This window comes from Jeotgalibaca sp. PTS2502 (assembly GCF_001975685.1).
GTDB lineage: Bacteria > Bacillota > Bacilli > Lactobacillales > Aerococcaceae > Jeotgalibaca > Jeotgalibaca arthritidis.
Map to the genome: position 1 here is coordinate 516131 of NZ_CP019433.1, position 15679 is coordinate 531809.

Consider the following 15679-nt stretch of genomic DNA (forward strand, 5'->3'; position numbering starts at 1 on the left):
AGAACAATGGATTTAAAAGACAAATTAAAATCGCTTCAAGTTGAAGCGTTAGAAAAGATTCATGCAGTAACCGATTTAAAAGAGTTAAATGATTTTCGTGTGGCTTATTTAGGAAAAAAAGGACCGATTACCGAGGCATTGCGGGGAATGAAAGATGTTTCTGCGGAAGAGCGTCCGGTTATCGGATCACTTGCAAACGAGGTGCGTGACCAATTAAGTGATGCCATCCAAACCGTTAAAGATAAACTTGAATCAGCTGCATTGGCAGAAGCATTAGCAGCAGAAACAATCGATGTGACATTACCCGGCAAAGAAATTGCGATTGGGACTAAACATGTCTTCACACAAATTATGGAAGAAATCGAAGACCTCTTTTTAGGTATGGGTTACCAAGTTATCGATGGGCCAGAAGTTGAGTTGGATAGCTACAACTTTGAAAAAATGAACTTACCAAAAGATCACCCAGCACGAGATATGCAAGATACCTTCTATATAACAGAAGAAGTTTTAATGCGTACACATACGTCGCCTGTACAAGCGCGTACTATGGAGAAACATGATTTTTCTAAAGGACCACTTAAAATGATTAGCCCTGGTAAAGTTTACCGCCGAGATAGCGATGATGCGACACACTCTCATCAATTCGCACAAATTGAAGGTTTAGTTGTAGCAGAAGGTATTACGTTGGCAGATTTAAAAGGAACACTTGATTTATTTGCTAAGAAATTGTTCGGTGCTGACCGTGAAATTCGTTTACGCCCAAGTTACTTCCCATTTACTGAGCCGTCTGTTGAAGTAGACGTGAGTTGCTTTAAATGTGGTGGAAATGGCTGTAATGTCTGTAAAGGTAGCGGCTGGATTGAAATTCTTGGGTCTGGTTTAGTTCATCCAAACGTATTGGACATGTCTGGTATTGATTCTAATCGTTATTCTGGATTTGCATTTGGATTAGGAATTGAACGTGTAGCTATGTTGAAATACGGTATCGATGATATTCGTCATTTCTATCAAAACGACAAACGGTTCTTAGACCAGTTCAAAGTGAAGGAGCAATAAACAATGAAAGTATCATATAAATGGTTACAAGAGTATTTAGAATTAGCAGACGTTGAACCCAAAGCGCTTGCGGACAGAATGTCACGTACAGGGATTGAAGTGGACGATGTTATTGAACCAGGAGCTGGTTTGAAGAAGATTGTTGTTGGTCATGCTTTAGACGTGATTGACCACCCAGATTCTGATCATCTACATATTTGTCAAGTTGATATCGGCGAAGAGGAACCGACACAAATTGTGTGTGGCGCACCTAATATCGCTGCTGGTCAAAAAATAATCGTTGCTTTGCATGGGGCACGCATTGCAGGAAACATGAAAATTAAAAAAGGTAAGATTCGTGGACAAGTTTCAAACGGTATGATCTGTTCGCTAGAAGAATTAGGTTATTCGGATAGCGTTATTCCAAAAAAATATGCAGATGGTATTTTTGTTTTACCAGAAGATGCGGAAGTGGGACAAGACATTACGACTGTTTTAGGATTAGATGATGCTATTTTAGACATTGATATTACACCTAACCGTGCCGATGCATTGAGTATGCGTGGAGTAGCTCATGAAGTGGCTGCTATCTATAATAAGAAAGCAAACTTTGCGACTTATACTCCGTCTCAAACAGAAGACAAGATTGACGATTATATGTCAGTAGCTGTTGACAATCAAAACGATTCACCAGCGTACCATATTCAAGTCATCAAAAACGTGACGATTAAAGAAAGTCCAATGTGGCTTCAAATTAAATTAATGAATGCAGGCATGCGTCCTGTTAACAATGTCGTTGATATTACCAACTATATTCTAATGGAGTATGGACAACCGTTACACGCTTTTGATTACGATAAAATAGGTTCAAAAGAAATTTTAGTTCGCCGTGCTAAAAATGGTGAACAACTAAAAACACTAGATGGTGTTGACCGTGAATTATCAGAGTCAAACATTGTCATCACAAATGGACAGGAGCCAATTGCCCTAGCGGGTGTGATGGGTGGCTTTGATTCAGAAATTACCGATTCAACAACAACTGTTGCTTTAGAATTTGCCTTATTTGATTCTTTATCAATCCGTAAAACTGCGACTGCCTTTAACTTAAGAAGTGAATCAAGTGCACGCTTTGAAAAAGGAATTAATGTGGCAACAATTGAAGAAGCTGGCCATCATGCCGCAGCTTTGATTCATGAGCTTGCTGGTGGTACGATCGTTGAAGGAACAGCATCGCAAACGAACTTAACGGTTGAAAATAAAGAGGTAGCAATCACTTTAGCTAAGATTAACCGTTCTTTAGGAACAGCGATTGAAATGACAGAAGTTTCAGCGATTTTTGACCAACTTGGCTTTGGTTACAGCGTTGACGGTGACCGTTTAACAATTTCGGTTCCGCCAAGGCGTTGGGATATTTCGATTGAAGCAGATATTGTTGAAGAAGTAGCTCGTATTTACGGCTATGATCGTTTACCAGCGACACTACCTGTGACAGCATCTATTCCAGGACAATTAACACCAGCTCAAAAATTAATTCGTCAAACCCGTCATGAGATGGAAGCATCAGGCTTAACGCAAAATATCAGCTATGTTTTAACAACAGCTGAAAAATCAAAAGCTTATACACAATACCAAGCAGAACCAATTCGTTTAGCTTGGCCAATGAGTGAAGATCGCAGTACGCTTCGTATGAACTTGGTATCAAGCTTGCTTGAAAATACGGCTTATAATGTGGCGCGTAATAATGCCGATATTCGTTTTTATGAGATTGGTAAAATCTTCCTTCCAGATTCGGAAGCTGTTTTACCACAAGAAAAAGAACAAGTTGCTGCTGTTTTAACAGGAAGCATTGTTCAAAAAGGATGGCAAACAAGCCGTGTAGCTGTTGACTTCTATCATGTCAAAGGTATTTTAGAAGGTTACTTTACACGTTTAGGATTAGCCGATAAAATCGTTTACCGCCCAACGCAAAGTATTGACTGGATGCATCCAGGACGTACAGCTGAAATTGTATTAGATGGAACAGTAATCGGTTATGTTGGCCAATTACACCCATCTGTTGCTAAGGACTATGACCTAAAAGAAACATATGCATTTGAATTTAACTTAGACCAAGTCTTAGCTACTGATAAGGAAGATATCAGTCAAGATCCAATTCCAAAGTATCCTGGAACATCAAGAGATATTGCCATTTTAGTTGACGCAACAGTGACCCACGAAGAGATTCGCAGCATCATTGAAGCAAATGCGGGCAAATTCCTCGTTAATATCCATTTATTTGATATTTATCAAGGAGAAGGAATTGAAGATGGTAAGAAATCAATGGCTTATTCATTGGCATTCTTAAACCCACAAGAAACATTAGTGGATGAAGATGTTCAAACAGCTGTTGAGAAGGTTGAATCGGCATTAGCTGAACAACTTTCTGCTAGTATCCGCTAAGAAATGAATTAAAAAGGATCAAACGTCTGAGAGTAAAATCTCAGACGTTTGTATCATATAGGAGAAAAATGGAGATGAAAAAAACAATTATCACGTTAATTTTGGGTATGTTAGTCGGATTTGTTGGTTTATTTGCAATTAATTCGTCAGACTGGCTTAATATCAGTGCTAATCACGAATCAAAAAGTGAACTAGTAAGAGAGCAATTAAGCGAGATACAAGAATTAACGACATTAAAATACGAATATAGCAATGTGATTATTAGCCGCACAGATAAGTCCTTATCCGTCTTAGGTTCTGATTTTTCTTTTGCAGAAGCGATTAAATTAATTAGTTATAGCGGGTATTTAAAAGCTGGAACAGATTTATCGAAACTTGATGTAAAAATTGACAGCGATGAACGGGTTGTCGTTACGTTAGATCAGTCCATCATTACGGATAATGTGGTTGAAGTAGATAAAACACGGGTTGAAGATATAGAGGGTGAATTATTTTCTGATTACCCATCACAGCTTATTTTTGATGAAATCAACAAAGAACGCGAAAAGATAGAAACAGATAAAATAGAAGCAGGTATACTAGAAGAAGCAGACCAACAAGCAAAAGAGATGATTACTAATTTACTTCGTGCTAGTGGTTACCAGACTGTTGAGGTTAAATTCCGCTAAATTTCATCTCAGCTATGTTAAAATAGATAAATGAGTAAGTATTTATTGAGGTGAAAAAAATTATGAGCGGGTTAACCTTTAGAACAAATCATCAAGTCAGAAGTCACGAATGTGATATTCAAGGAGAAATGACGATTCCATCACTCATAAATGAAATGGTTCATGTTTCTGGTGTCCAAAGTGCAGCGCTAGGTAATACAGAAGAGAGCATGCTTGAAAAGGGTTTGAGTTGGATTATTATTCAATATCATATGGACATTAAGCGTATTCCTAAAAAAGATGAAATCATTACCTTTGAAACAGAAGCATTGTCTTACAATCGCTTCTTTACCTACCGGGTATTTAGGGCATTTGATACTAGTGACAATTTATTAGTCGAAGTGATGACGACTTTTTCGATTATGGATATGGCAAGTCGCAAAATGACACGTATTGATAAGGCTATTGTAGCTCCTTATCAAGCAGAAGAAATTCGTTCACTATTAAGACAACCAAAAATACAGCCAGTGGACGAAGACAATCAACTGACAATGCCATACCGTGTGCGTTATCTAGATATTGATGCTAACAAACATGTCAATAATTCTAAGTATTTTGACTGGATTATTAATACGGTTGATATGGCATTTATGTTAGAACATCGCATCACAGCAATTACAATTAAGTATGAAAAAGAAGTGGAATTTGGCAATATGATTGATAGTAGCCTGTCGATGACAGAAGAAAGCAACGGTCAAATTGTCACTGCTCATCAAATTAAAAATGGTGATGTGGTTGCTTGTGTGGCGAATATCACTTGGGAAAAGCGCTAAAGAAAAGTAGAGAAGGCGAGGCATAAGCTAAACCTTCTCTACTTTTTACTGTTCAGAGTGGGAAAATATGGTAAAATAAAAGATATGTAGAAATGCAAGGAGGATGGAAAATGGCGGAAGAGAAGCGTCGCTATAAAACAACCATCGCAGAACGGCCATATACCATTGTGGCTAAGAAACCAGAAGAGCATTTAAAAGTGGTTTCGGAAATAGCGAATGAAAAAATTGATCAATTGAAAGACGTTATGCCTAACTTAGATGTGGAACAACGTGCTGTGTTAATTGCAGTAAATGCCATTTCAGAGTCTATGGAACGGCAAGCTGAATTAGATGAGTTAAAAGAGAAATTAGCAAGTCTTGAAAAAGAATTAAAGAAGAGACCAATCACATCTCCAAATCCAGTTCCTGATAAATCAGCTAAAACAGCTAAGAATGCTAAAAGCCGCTATGTTAGACCAACAACGGCTGCAGAGAATCGATTGAAACAAGCGCAACAACTTGAAACAACTCAAGAAAAAGAAGGCCAACTGCCTTCCAGAAATAGGTGATAACATGCTGACAATCATTATATTATTACTACTTTGTATGGGTGTCTATGCAGGCGTAAGAAGAGGCCTTGTTTTACAACTCGTTCATACTGCAGGCTATATCATATCTTTTTACTTTGCCCAACAGTATTATTTACAACTTGCAGAATACCTTGAAATGCTCGTTCCTTATGCGCAACCAGGCATTGATGATCAGATGGTGTTTTATGATGCCATTCAAGTGTTAAATCTTGATGTAGCCTTCTATAATGGCATCTCATTCTTGTTAATTATTTTTGTTGGATGGTTAGCAACGCGTATTATTGGTTATATGTTAAATTCCTTAACCTTTTTACCGGTTGTCAAACAATTAAATGACATTGGTGGCGGCTTGCTTGGCTTTTTAATGCAATATTTGGGGATATTTCTACTATTGTATATTCTGACCATGATTCCGTTTGAAGCTGTTCAGCAATTATTAGCGGATAGTAATTTAGCAAGATGGATGATCGCTAATACACCTTATTTATCATCAACCATTTCTGACTTGTGGTTAGGATTAGTTGGTCAACTATAAAAAAGAGAGAGGCGGGGCGTTGTCCCAGCCTCATTGTTTTGAATTAAAGTAAAAGAGGTGAACAAATTGAATGCAAAAACTTTAAAAAAACTAGAGTTTGAAAAGGTAGTTGGTCAAGTTGCCCAGTTAGCGGCGACAGAGCTTGGCAAGCAACAGTTACTCCAACTAGAGGTAAAGAAAACCTATGAAGAAGTCAATATCTTGCAGGAAGAGACGGATGACGGTCGTAAGTTATTACGATTAAAAGGTGGTATTCCTATGCCGCGTTTGGCTGATATCACTATGCCAATCAAACGCCTTCAAATCGGTGGTTCTTTGAATGGAAAAGAACTTTCGCAAATTGGACGTGTCCTTTCAACAACTAAAGAAATGTTACAATTTTTTGCAGACTTGTCTGAAAAGGAGATTGAACTCTATCAGCTCTATCAGATTGTTGATGGTTTAATTGATTTGCCTGACATTCGTAAAACGATTAAGCTATCCATTTCAGATGATGGTGAGATTTTAAGCGATGCAAGTCCGGAATTGAAACGTATTCGTCAGTCAATTAAAAGTAATGAAGGTCATGTTCGTGAAAAACTAGATGATATGATTAGGGGAAAAAAATCGCAATACTTGAGTGACACTATTATTACGATTCGTAATGATCGTTATGTGATTCCAGTAAAACAGGAATACCGTCATCATTTTGGTGGTGTGGTTCATGACCAGAGTTCCACAGGTCAAACACTCTTTATTGAGCCTCAAGCAGTTCTTGATTTAAACAACAAATTACGATCATTAAAATCTGAGGAACGTCAAGAAGAAGAACGTATCCTGTATGAATTATCGGCGGAACTTGCGCCATATACGAATGAGCTAGCGGCTAATAGTCAAGTCTTGACTAGATTGGATGTCATTAACGCAAAAGCAAGATATGCTGACAGTATTAAAGCAAGCCGTCCGCGTTTAAGCAGTCAAAATCACGTAGCGATTTGGGGTGCACGCCATCCGTTAATTGATCAAGAGCATGTAGTAGCCAACGATTTGATTATTGGTGAAGAATATCAGGCATTGATTATTACAGGACCCAATACGGGCGGTAAAACGATTGCTTTAAAAACATTAGGCTTAATTCAGCTGATGGGGCAGGCAGGCTTACAAATTCCAGCTGCTGAGAATAGTCAAATTGGTATTTTTACAGGTATTTTCGCTGATATTGGTGATGAGCAGTCAATTGAGCAGAGTTTAAGTACGTTCTCTTCTCATATGTCTAACATTGTAACAATCATTGATCAAATTGATGAAAAGAGTTTAGTCTTATTTGATGAGTTAGGATCAGGTACAGACCCTCAAGAGGGTGCCTCGCTTGCGATCTCGATTCTCGATTATGTCGGATCAAAAGGTTCTATGGTGATGGCAACGACTCACTATCCCGAACTGAAAGTCTACGCCTATAATCGTCCAGCTACCATTAACGCTAGTATGGAGTTCAATTCTGAAACGCTAGCACCGACTTACCGCTTAATGATTGGTATTCCAGGGCGAAGTAATGCCTTTGATATTTCCCGCCGACTGGGTTTAGCAGATCAGATCATTCAACAAGCTACAGGTTTTATTCAAGAAGATAGCCAAGAATTAAATGAGATGATTGCTGATTTAGAACAGAAACGTCGTAAAACTGAAGCTGAGTCTTATCAATTAAAGCAACAGCTAGCTGAATCAGATGCACTTTTAAGCGATTTAAAAGCAGCCAATGAGAAGTTAGACCATGACAAAGCAACCATTATTGCAAAAGCAAAACAAGAAGCCAATCAGATTGTTGAAACGTCTAAAGAAGAAGCTGAATTTTTAATGCAAGAAATTCGTGAGATGCAGATGAACTTAGGGACGTCTGCAGCTGTTAAAGAGCACGAATTAATTGATTTAAAAAAACAGTTTGATGATTTGAAACAAGAAGAAGATCTCTTAGCTAAGAATAAAGTCTTGCAAAAAGCCAAGGATAAAAAGCAATTGAAGCCTGGCGATGAGGTTATTACCGAAACTTACGGTCAACGCGGTAGTTTAATTGAAAAAACACCTAAAGGCGAATGGATTGTTCAAATCGGTATTATGAAATTAAAATTACCCGAATCAGATTTACGAAAAATTGAAGAAGAACCAAGTAAACAAGCTAGAAAAGTCAAACGTCAAATTGCAAATGTACGCTCAACAAGTGATAGTCATGTTTCAACGCAATTGGATTTAAGAGGCTTCCGTTATGAAGATGCTCTGATGGCGTTAGATAGTTACTTGGATTCTGCTCTGCTAGCTGGTTACCCGCAAGTGACCATTGTTCATGGTAAGGGGACGGGTGCGATTCGCCAAGGTGTTATCGATGCTTTAAAACGCCATCCGCAAGTCAAATCATTTGAGTTTGCGCCGCATAATGCAGGTGGAAATGGTGCAACCGTTGCGGTTTTTAAAGGCTAAGCAGATACCTAGCTAACAAAAAGTAACTTTGCTATAATGTGATTATGAATAGAGATAAAGGGAGGAAATATAAAAATGGTTAAAGCATTAACAGATTCAAACTTTGAAACAGAAACAAAAGATGGGGTAGTCCTAGTTGACTTTTGGGCAACATGGTGTGGTCCATGCCGTATGCAATCACCAATCATCGACGAATTAGATGAGGAAATGGGCGACAAAGTATCATTTGCAAAAATGGACGTAGACGCTAACCCAGCAACACCTCAAGAGTTTGGCGTAATGGGAATTCCAACACTACTTGTTAAAAAAGATGGCGAAGTAGTTGAGAAACTAGTTGGTTTCACACCAAAAGAACGCCTTGAAGAAGTATTAGAACAATATATCTAATTAAAAAAAGTAGCGACACAACACATGTCGCTACTTTTTTTATTCATAATTAACAATTAATTGAACCGTATCGGTAATGGCTTGTTCGGGGTGCTTGACTTGTACTTCGCAGGGCTTTCCTTTTGTTAAATCAATTTGTTCGGCAAGAAATCCTGCTTCTAAATGAAAGGATGCATCAGGCTTAAGTAAACGTGTCTCTATAACGGAGCCTGTTAAGTAGTAAATATCGCGGTGTCGTTCCTCTTTATGAAGACTAAGTGTACCAAATCCACAATATCGGAAAGACTCTTGCAAATCATTGACATGTATTAGTGGGAATTGCCGTGCCAGTTGTTTACCGCTCCAATATAAGATATCATCAGTTTCCTGACCTAAAATATTATTGAGTAAAAAGTCCCGAATCATAATAACGGGGAAGTGCTCGCTATTAATGAGTTTTTCACGATCATTAGTTGACATTTGATAACCTCTCTTTAAAACATTTAATGGTGTATGATTAGCATTTTTCTAAAAAATCAGGCATAATAAAAACATAGAATGAATAATTTTTTAGAAAGGGTGCTAATCAAATGAGAAATTTAAGAAAATGGATTGGCTTAATTTTTCTAATATTGCCAGTCTATAAATACATTCAAAACTGGAGAGAAGAAGAACGTGCTAGCCAGTTAAAAGGTAGAAGATAAAGATAGCTGACTACAGAAGGGCTGGAACAATGTTCCAGCCCTTACTATTATTGAATAAACTGACTCAGAATCTTAATGAAAATCTATTAAAGTCATTGTATCATATCCAAGCGAATCTGTTTATTATTTGTTATAATATTTCTAGTAATCAAATGTAGGTAAGGGAAAGATATCATGAGAAAAAAAGCAATCGGATTTTTAGATTCTGGTGTAGGTGGTTTAACCGTCGTTAAGCAAGCAATGAGACAACTACCTAATGAATTTTTTTACTATATTGGTGATAATGCGCGCTGCCCGTACGGTCCTAGGCCAGCTGAAGAAGTAGTTGAATTTACATGGGAACTGACGCAATTTTTAATGAATCAAGATATCAAATTACTTGTCATCGCATGTAATACCGCTACAGCAGTGGCTTTGGATGAGATTCGAAAAAGGGTAGATATTCCAGTTATTGGTGTTATTTTACCAGGTAGCCGAGCAGCACTGAAATATTCCAACAATCATCGTATTGGTGTCATCGGAACAAAAGGAACAATTGATAGTGGTGTTTATGAAAAGACCCTGCTTGATAAGGACGCGTCACTCTATATAAATAGTATCAGCTGTCCAAAGTTTGTTCCCCTAGTTGAGAGTAATCAATATCATTCTTCTATCGCTAAGAAAGTCGTTTTTGAAAGCTTACAGCCCTTAGCCAAGTTAAATATTGATACCCTTATTCTAGGATGCACCCATTATCCATTATTGAAACCTATTATTCAAAATGTCATGGGCGACCATGTCCATTTAGTCGACTCAGGAGCTGAGACCGTTTCTGAAGTGAGTACAATTTTAGACTACCACCAAATTGCTGCCTTAAGTGGTGATGAAAAAATGGAAAATCGTTTTTTCACGACAGGCTCAACAAAATTATTTTCTGACATTGCAAGTCAGTGGTTGGGAATAGAGGGATTAACCGTTGAAAAGGCAGAGGTAGAAAACCGTTAAAGGGGAATATTAAAATGAGTGAACAAAAGACTATTATTATTGCGACAAAGAATGAAGGTAAAGCAAAAGAATTTAAACAAATGCTTGAACCAAAAGGCTATTATATTAAAACCTTATTGGATTATCCAGATATCGAGGATGTTAAAGAGACCGGCTATACGTTTGAGGATAATGCGCGGTTAAAAGCCGAAACGATTAGTGAGCTTCTTCAAACAGCTGTATTGGCTGATGATTCGGGCTTGTGTATCGATGCCTTAGATGGTGCGCCAGGTGTTTTTTCAGCACGTTTTTCTGGAGAAGAGAAGAATGATGCACGTAATAACGCTAAAGTGTTAGCAATGTTAGGTGAAATGACGGACGTGGATCGTTCAGCTCATTTCCACTGCACCTTAGTATTAAGTAAACCAGGAAAAGAGTCACTTGTAGTAGAAGGTAAATTTCAAGGAGAGATTGCCCAATATCCTCAAGGAGACTCAGGCTTTGGCTATGATCCGATCTTTTTCTTGCCTGAATTAGGCAAGTCAGTTGCAGAATTATCGGAAGACGAAAAAAACACCATTAGCCATCGTGCGCTTGCGTTAAAAGAATTAGACAAACAGATTTCAGAATGGTTTGATTAAGGAGCGATAACATGCGTTTATTGATTGTCAGCGATAGTCATGGAGATAGTCATATTCTAAATCAGTTAGTTGATCGTTATCAAGATATGGTCGATAAGTTTGTCCATTGTGGTGATTCAGAACTTAGTGATCGCGATTTAGTATGGGGGGTTATGGATACAGTTGCAGGGAATTGTGACTTTTATGGCGATTTTAACATGAGTCATGTGGAGAGAAGTCTTGAGTTTCCCTATGGCATTGTTCATGGACACCATCATGATGTGAAGTGGAGCTTAGATAAACTAAAAGCATTCGCTGAAGCAGAAGCTTTGCGCTTTGTTTTTTACGGCCACTCCCATATCCTTGCGGCAGACTACGAAGATGGTGTCTTTTTTATTAACCCAGGCAGCATTAAAAGCCCAAGAGGATCGGTTTATGAGAAGACATATTGTTTATTAGAAGCTGCAGAAGAAGCTGTAGAACTAAAAGTATACAACGATAAGCACAAAGAGATTCCTTCTTTAGGAAAAAAATGGATACAAAGAGAACTTTAAAAAATAATTAAATAACGTGTTTGGATGATTATGAATAACAGATAACAGTGTATAATAAAAGAAGCGTATACACGAGGAGGATTTTGGAAATGATTAGCAAGGAAGTCCAATCTGTTTTACTTTTCGATAATGGGAAACCTTTTATCGTTTCAAGCGAAAACGTTGCTAACCTAAATTGTAATAACAATCTCTACCATGCATTATTAGTATTATCGCAAGTAAAATATAGTTCTATTCCTGTTTTAGATAATGAATCGAGAATCAAAGGTATAATTTCAATGCCAATGATTATTAATGCGATTATGACAGTTGATTCGATTCGATTTGAAGAAATGGAAAAATTGACTGTTGAAGAGGTTATGGATAAAAATGTACCGATTATACCAACGTCATTTGAGCTAGAAGAAGTTTTAAATAAATTAATTGATCATAACTTTTTATGTGTCGTAGATGATGAAGGTTACTTTAACGGTATTGTGACTCGTAAAGAGATTCTAAGACGTGTTAATCATTTGGTCCATGAATTACATCATGAATATGATTTAAAAGAGAAATTGATACTAAAACAATAAGTAGTTTAAACAAAAACGATTGAGAGAGCTCAATCGTTTTTATTATTCCAAGCTAATGTAAGACACAGCTTATTTTTATAGCGTGTATGGTTCAATCGAGAAAAAAAAGAACGCCCACAAAATATGTAACTATCTTATGGGCGTTTGTCCTGTCTTATTTAGCGTTTAAAATGCCATGTTTCGGCAGTTCGATATTTGCTTCTTTTAGAGCTGCCAAATATTCTGCTGAAAAGGTATCACGAATGCGAAATTGTTGACCATTTAACGTATAAAAAACAGTACTATAAGTCACCAAACCATTCCCTAGATTTGTAGGGCCAACATAATTTGGTCCTCTAACGATTTCAGGATATTCGGTTACCAACTGATTATTTTTTTCTTCAATGATCGATTTAATTTTTTCAAAATCACTATCCGGGTAAAGTGTGAGCTCAATCAATGCACGCATATCATTGCGCGAGTTATTTGAAATAGCATCAATAGTGTGATTAGGTAAAAAGTGGTGAGTGCCATCAAACCCTTTTAACTGCGTTGATCGCAGGCCAATGGACACAATCGAACCAGAAAACTCACCAATGGTTACAGAATCTCCCACATCAAATTGATTTTCCAGTAAGATAAAAAACCCATTAACAATATCACTAATAAAGGACTGAGCTCCTAAACCAATGGCAATCCCTGCAATTCCTGCACCAGCTAATAAAGTTGAAACGGGAATACCCACAATAGATAAAAGGGTATAGATGAGGAAAAATGAAAGGGCATAAGAGACGGCATTATCAACCATTTTGTAAATGGTATTTCGTCTATTTATGGAGAAGGTTTGTCGTTTGCTTCTAGTAGAAAATGCTCGCTTTAAAAAGAATTTGATAATCCGTCTAATCACCATAAATAGAATTAAAATAAAGAGAATATGAATAGATTTTGTCATCACTTGTGCGATGATTTCGGTCCAATCAATACTGTTCCACCATCTCACAAAATAGTTGGATGACTTTGTGACATTTTGAATTGTTTCATCCACTGCATTAGTTGTTACTGTACTCAATACAACCATCAAATCCCACCTTTAAATAAAAATCTACTCAAAGACTAACACGTTTAAAGAGTGAGGTCAAAGTTTTATAAAAAGTGGTTTCAATAGCATAATGAAAACCCATGTGGTATTATTTTATTAAGCAGAACATAAACATGATGCTGTTTTCTAGAAGCAAGCTAGTGCTTATGAATAAACGAAAAGGAGTGAGTGGTTCTTATGAGTTGGGGAAATATTGCTGCTCTTATCGCAGCTGTAGCGTTTGCAGTATTAGTTTTTTTCCTAGTATTAGCAATTAGAAAAGCTACTAAAATTTTAGATGATGTATCTAAAATCGCTGAAGAAGCAAATAATAGTATAACGGTTATTACCAAAGATGTGGACCATTTAGCAATTGAAGTAGAAGGATTGTTAAACAAAACAAACACCTTAATGGATGACCTAAATGGGAAAATCAGTAAAACAGACCCATTATTTACAGCCATCGGTGATATCGGCGTAACCGTATCAGATGTGAACCAATCTACCCGAAATTTGGCAAGTTCCATCACGAGTAACAAAAGTAGTAAGACGAGAAAAAAAGCCTCTACTATGAATAATTTGGGTAGAACAGCTGCAGCTATGAATCGTCGAAGAAAAGAACAAAAGGCTGCAAAAGAAACAGACATATCAATTTATTAAAAAAAAAGAAAATAATTAATTTTATTGAAGGAGAGAAGCATGATGAGTAAAAAAGACGGCGGTTTTGTATTGGGAGCAATTATTGGTGGAGCTGCAGCAGCGATTACAGCTTTGTTATTTGCACCTAAATCAGGTAAAGAATTAAGACAAGATATTTCTGATGAGTTTAATGACTTTATGGACACAGTTTATGACTACACAGACATTGCTGTTGAAAAAGGCAGCGAATTAGTTGAAGTAGCCAAAGAAACTGGTGAAGATATTAAAGTTAGCTTGAAAGATACAAGCGAAAACTTAAAATCTCAATTCAGTGAAACATCATCTAAAGTATCTGAAGACTTTAAAAAAGCAAAAGAAGAAGTCTCTCAGTCTGTAGCAGATATTAAAGAGAAAACAAAAGATGGTAAAGAAGTTGCAGAAGTGATTGCTGAAGAAGGCAAAGCTGAAGCAGAAAACGTTACAAAATAATATAAAATGCTGGTAGTCACTAAGACTACCAGCATTTTTTTATTGTTCAGATAGGATAAATGTTTTGTAAGCAGCAATATCAGTTGGGAAAGACGTAAAAGAATGGAATCCTGACTCATCTAAATAGCCGCAATCTTCAACACGCACGCCAATATCGTTAGGGATATAGATACCTGGTTCAATTGAGAAGCACATGTTTTTTTCAAGCTTCATTGTATTACCTTTCATAAGAGAAGGAAACTCATGAACACTTTGACCAAGTCCGTGACCTAGACGGTGGTTGAAGTATTGACCATAGCCTTCTGAATCAATCACGTTTCTAGCGATAGCGTCTAATTCTTCTGCTGTTGACGATAGGCTAGCTTGTTGAATTGCTTGATCGTGTGCCTCAAGAACAAGGTGATAAATATGAGATTGGTGGTCATTTGGTTTGTCTCCAAAGAATAGGGTTCGCGTCACATCACTTGCATAACCCCTATGCATCACGCCTAAATCAAAAAGAACAAATTCATTTTCTTTTAGTTGACGACTACCAGGTTCGCCATGAGGACTAGCTGCATTTTCTCCAAATAAAACCATCGTATCGAAACTCATTTCGCTAATACCACGTTTTTTCAGTTCGTACTCAATTTGTGCAACAACTTCTGTTTCTGTAACGCCCACTTTAAGCGTTCGAGCACCAATCTTAATCGCTTCGTCTGCCCAATAGCCAGCTTTTTCCATCAGAACAAGTTCATCCGCTGTTTTTTGCAAACGTAACTCTTCTAAAAAAGATGAGAAGTCATAATCAAACTGGCTGTTTGAGAAAGCTCTTTCTAGCGCCTCTTTTCGAGCAATGGTTAGATAATCTTTTTCAATGGCCCAATTTTGAACAGGTAAGTCAAGACTATCGACTTTATCTTTCAAGACTAACCAAGGATTTTCAGTATCTTGATAGCTGAATACATCAAAGCCTGACGTTAGTCGTTTAGCATCTTCAAATTCTAAACCTGGTGTAAAAAGAAGGGGCGGAGCGTCAGCAAATAAAATTGCTGCTAGAATTCGTTCGTGAGGTTCACTCTTGTAACCAGTTAAAAAGTTTATTACAATAGGATTATTGAAAAAGGCGATATCAATATTATCATCTTTCATTTTTTTACAAATACGTATTATTTTTTCGTTCATAGTCAGTCCTCCTAAGGTTTAAATCATTATAACACGAAACTA

Annotated in this window: 16 protein-coding genes and 1 pseudogene; 14 read left to right on the top strand and 3 right to left on the bottom strand. The window is 37.2% G+C overall.

The genetic code is table 11. The features are described 5' to 3' along the window. Positions 1-6: 6 nt before the first annotated feature. From pheS to trxA, 8 genes are all read left to right on the top strand, one after another. The gene (gene pheS, locus BW721_RS02590; protein WP_076765818.1) at positions 7-1056 is read left to right on the top strand and encodes a phenylalanine--tRNA ligase subunit alpha; all 1050 of its coding nucleotides are present in this window, start codon (positions 7-9) and stop codon (positions 1054-1056) included. 3 nt (positions 1057-1059) lie between these two features. Further along, positions 1060-3474: a phenylalanine--tRNA ligase subunit beta gene (gene pheT, locus BW721_RS02595; protein WP_076765820.1), complete on the top strand. Its 2415-nt coding sequence runs from the start codon at positions 1060-1062 to the stop codon at positions 3472-3474. A 74-nt stretch (positions 3475-3548) separates the two neighbouring features. Further along, positions 3549-4142, top strand: a complete 594-nt coding sequence (locus BW721_RS02600) for a DUF4230 domain-containing protein (protein WP_076765822.1) — start codon at positions 3549-3551, stop codon at positions 4140-4142. A gap of 62 nt (positions 4143-4204) precedes the next feature. Beyond that, a complete protein-coding gene (locus BW721_RS02605) occupies positions 4205-4954 on the top strand; it encodes an acyl-[acyl-carrier-protein] thioesterase (RefSeq protein WP_076765824.1) in 750 nt (249 codons plus the stop codon). Positions 4955-5064: 110 nt separating this feature from the next. Continuing rightward, entirely contained in the window at positions 5065-5502 is a 438-nt protein-coding gene (locus BW721_RS02610) for a cell division protein ZapA (protein ID WP_076765826.1), read from the top strand. Between the two features lie 4 nt (positions 5503-5506). Beyond that, positions 5507-6058: a CvpA family protein gene (locus tag BW721_RS02615; protein ID WP_076765829.1), complete on the top strand. Its 552-nt coding sequence runs from the start codon at positions 5507-5509 to the stop codon at positions 6056-6058. Between the two features lie 66 nt (positions 6059-6124). Further along, positions 6125-8509, top strand: coding sequence for an endonuclease MutS2 (locus tag BW721_RS02620; protein WP_076765831.1), 2385 nt, complete (start codon positions 6125-6127; stop codon positions 8507-8509). A gap of 75 nt (positions 8510-8584) precedes the next feature. Next, positions 8585-8896 carry a thioredoxin gene (trxA, locus tag BW721_RS02625; protein WP_076765833.1) on the top strand — a complete coding sequence of 104 codons (312 nt, stop codon included), beginning with the start codon at positions 8585-8587 and terminating at the stop codon, positions 8894-8896. A 39-nt stretch (positions 8897-8935) separates the two neighbouring features. On the opposite strand, the gene BW721_RS02630 is transcribed toward trxA, so the two are convergent. Beyond that, positions 8936-9355 (bottom strand): DUF2507 domain-containing protein, encoded by a 420-nt coding sequence (locus BW721_RS02630; RefSeq protein ID WP_076765835.1) that lies wholly within the window; start codon positions 9353-9355, stop codon positions 8936-8938. A gap of 398 nt (positions 9356-9753) precedes the next feature. Between BW721_RS02630 and racE the strand changes: the two genes are divergently transcribed. The 4 genes and pseudogenes from racE (at position 9754) to cbpB (ending at position 12288) form a co-directional block, all read left to right on the top strand. Beyond that, on the top strand, positions 9754-10563 hold the full coding sequence (racE, locus tag BW721_RS02635) for a glutamate racemase (RefSeq protein WP_076765837.1): 810 nt from the start codon (positions 9754-9756) through the stop codon (positions 10561-10563). 17 nt (positions 10564-10580) lie between these two features. Continuing rightward, positions 10581-11183, top strand: a pseudogene (locus BW721_RS02640) (XTP/dITP diphosphatase); the annotation flags it as partial. Between the two features lie 11 nt (positions 11184-11194). Next, entirely contained in the window at positions 11195-11716 is a 522-nt protein-coding gene (locus BW721_RS02645; RefSeq protein ID WP_076765841.1) for a YfcE family phosphodiesterase, read from the top strand. Between the two features lie 89 nt (positions 11717-11805). Continuing rightward, on the top strand, positions 11806-12288 hold the full coding sequence (cbpB, locus tag BW721_RS02650; RefSeq protein WP_076765843.1) for a cyclic-di-AMP-binding protein CbpB: 483 nt from the start codon (positions 11806-11808) through the stop codon (positions 12286-12288). 154 nt (positions 12289-12442) lie between these two features. On the opposite strand, the gene BW721_RS02655 is transcribed toward cbpB, so the two are convergent. Next, the gene (locus tag BW721_RS02655; RefSeq protein WP_076765845.1) at positions 12443-13345 is read right to left on the bottom strand and encodes a mechanosensitive ion channel family protein; all 903 of its coding nucleotides are present in this window, start codon (positions 13343-13345) and stop codon (positions 12443-12445) included. A gap of 198 nt (positions 13346-13543) precedes the next feature. Here BW721_RS02655 and BW721_RS02660 point away from each other — a divergent pair, with 198 nt between their 5' ends. Beyond that, complete coding sequence (locus BW721_RS02660) at positions 13544-14005, top strand: DUF948 domain-containing protein (RefSeq protein ID WP_076765847.1); 462 nt, start codon at positions 13544-13546, stop codon at positions 14003-14005. A gap of 42 nt (positions 14006-14047) precedes the next feature. Further along, the gene (locus BW721_RS02665) at positions 14048-14473 is read left to right on the top strand and encodes a YtxH domain-containing protein (protein ID WP_076765849.1); all 426 of its coding nucleotides are present in this window, start codon (positions 14048-14050) and stop codon (positions 14471-14473) included. A gap of 39 nt (positions 14474-14512) precedes the next feature. On the opposite strand, the gene BW721_RS02670 is transcribed toward BW721_RS02665, so the two are convergent. Continuing rightward, the gene (locus tag BW721_RS02670; RefSeq protein ID WP_076765851.1) at positions 14513-15637 is read right to left on the bottom strand and encodes an aminopeptidase P family protein; all 1125 of its coding nucleotides are present in this window, start codon (positions 15635-15637) and stop codon (positions 14513-14515) included. Positions 15638-15679 lie beyond the last annotated feature (42 nt).

Excerpts from the sequence above, each read along its gene's own strand:
- pheS (WP_076765818.1), top strand. The coding sequence starts at position 7 with ATGGATTTAAAAGACAAATTAAAATCGCTTCAAGTTGAAGCGTTAGAA.
- pheT (WP_076765820.1), top strand. The coding sequence starts at position 1,060 with ATGAAAGTATCATATAAATGGTTACAAGAGTATTTAGAATTAGCAGAC.
- BW721_RS02600 (WP_076765822.1), top strand. The coding sequence starts at position 3,549 with ATGAAAAAAACAATTATCACGTTAATTTTGGGTATGTTAGTCGGATTT.
- BW721_RS02605 (WP_076765824.1), top strand. The coding sequence starts at position 4,205 with ATGAGCGGGTTAACCTTTAGAACAAATCATCAAGTCAGAAGTCACGAA.
- BW721_RS02610 (WP_076765826.1), top strand. The coding sequence starts at position 5,065 with ATGGCGGAAGAGAAGCGTCGCTATAAAACAACCATCGCAGAACGGCCA.
- BW721_RS02615 (WP_076765829.1), top strand. The coding sequence starts at position 5,507 with ATGCTGACAATCATTATATTATTACTACTTTGTATGGGTGTCTATGCA.
- trxA (WP_076765833.1), top strand. The coding sequence starts at position 8,585 with ATGGTTAAAGCATTAACAGATTCAAACTTTGAAACAGAAACAAAAGAT.
- BW721_RS02630 (WP_076765835.1), bottom strand. The coding sequence starts at position 9,355 with ATGTCAACTAATGATCGTGAAAAACTCATTAATAGCGAGCACTTCCCC.
- racE (WP_076765837.1), top strand. The coding sequence starts at position 9,754 with ATGAGAAAAAAAGCAATCGGATTTTTAGATTCTGGTGTAGGTGGTTTA.
- BW721_RS02645 (WP_076765841.1), top strand. The coding sequence starts at position 11,195 with ATGCGTTTATTGATTGTCAGCGATAGTCATGGAGATAGTCATATTCTA.
- cbpB (WP_076765843.1), top strand. The coding sequence starts at position 11,806 with ATGATTAGCAAGGAAGTCCAATCTGTTTTACTTTTCGATAATGGGAAA.
- BW721_RS02655 (WP_076765845.1), bottom strand. The coding sequence starts at position 13,345 with ATGGTTGTATTGAGTACAGTAACAACTAATGCAGTGGATGAAACAATT.
- BW721_RS02660 (WP_076765847.1), top strand. The coding sequence starts at position 13,544 with ATGAGTTGGGGAAATATTGCTGCTCTTATCGCAGCTGTAGCGTTTGCA.
- BW721_RS02665 (WP_076765849.1), top strand. The coding sequence starts at position 14,048 with ATGAGTAAAAAAGACGGCGGTTTTGTATTGGGAGCAATTATTGGTGGA.
- BW721_RS02670 (WP_076765851.1), bottom strand. The coding sequence starts at position 15,637 with ATGAACGAAAAAATAATACGTATTTGTAAAAAAATGAAAGATGATAAT.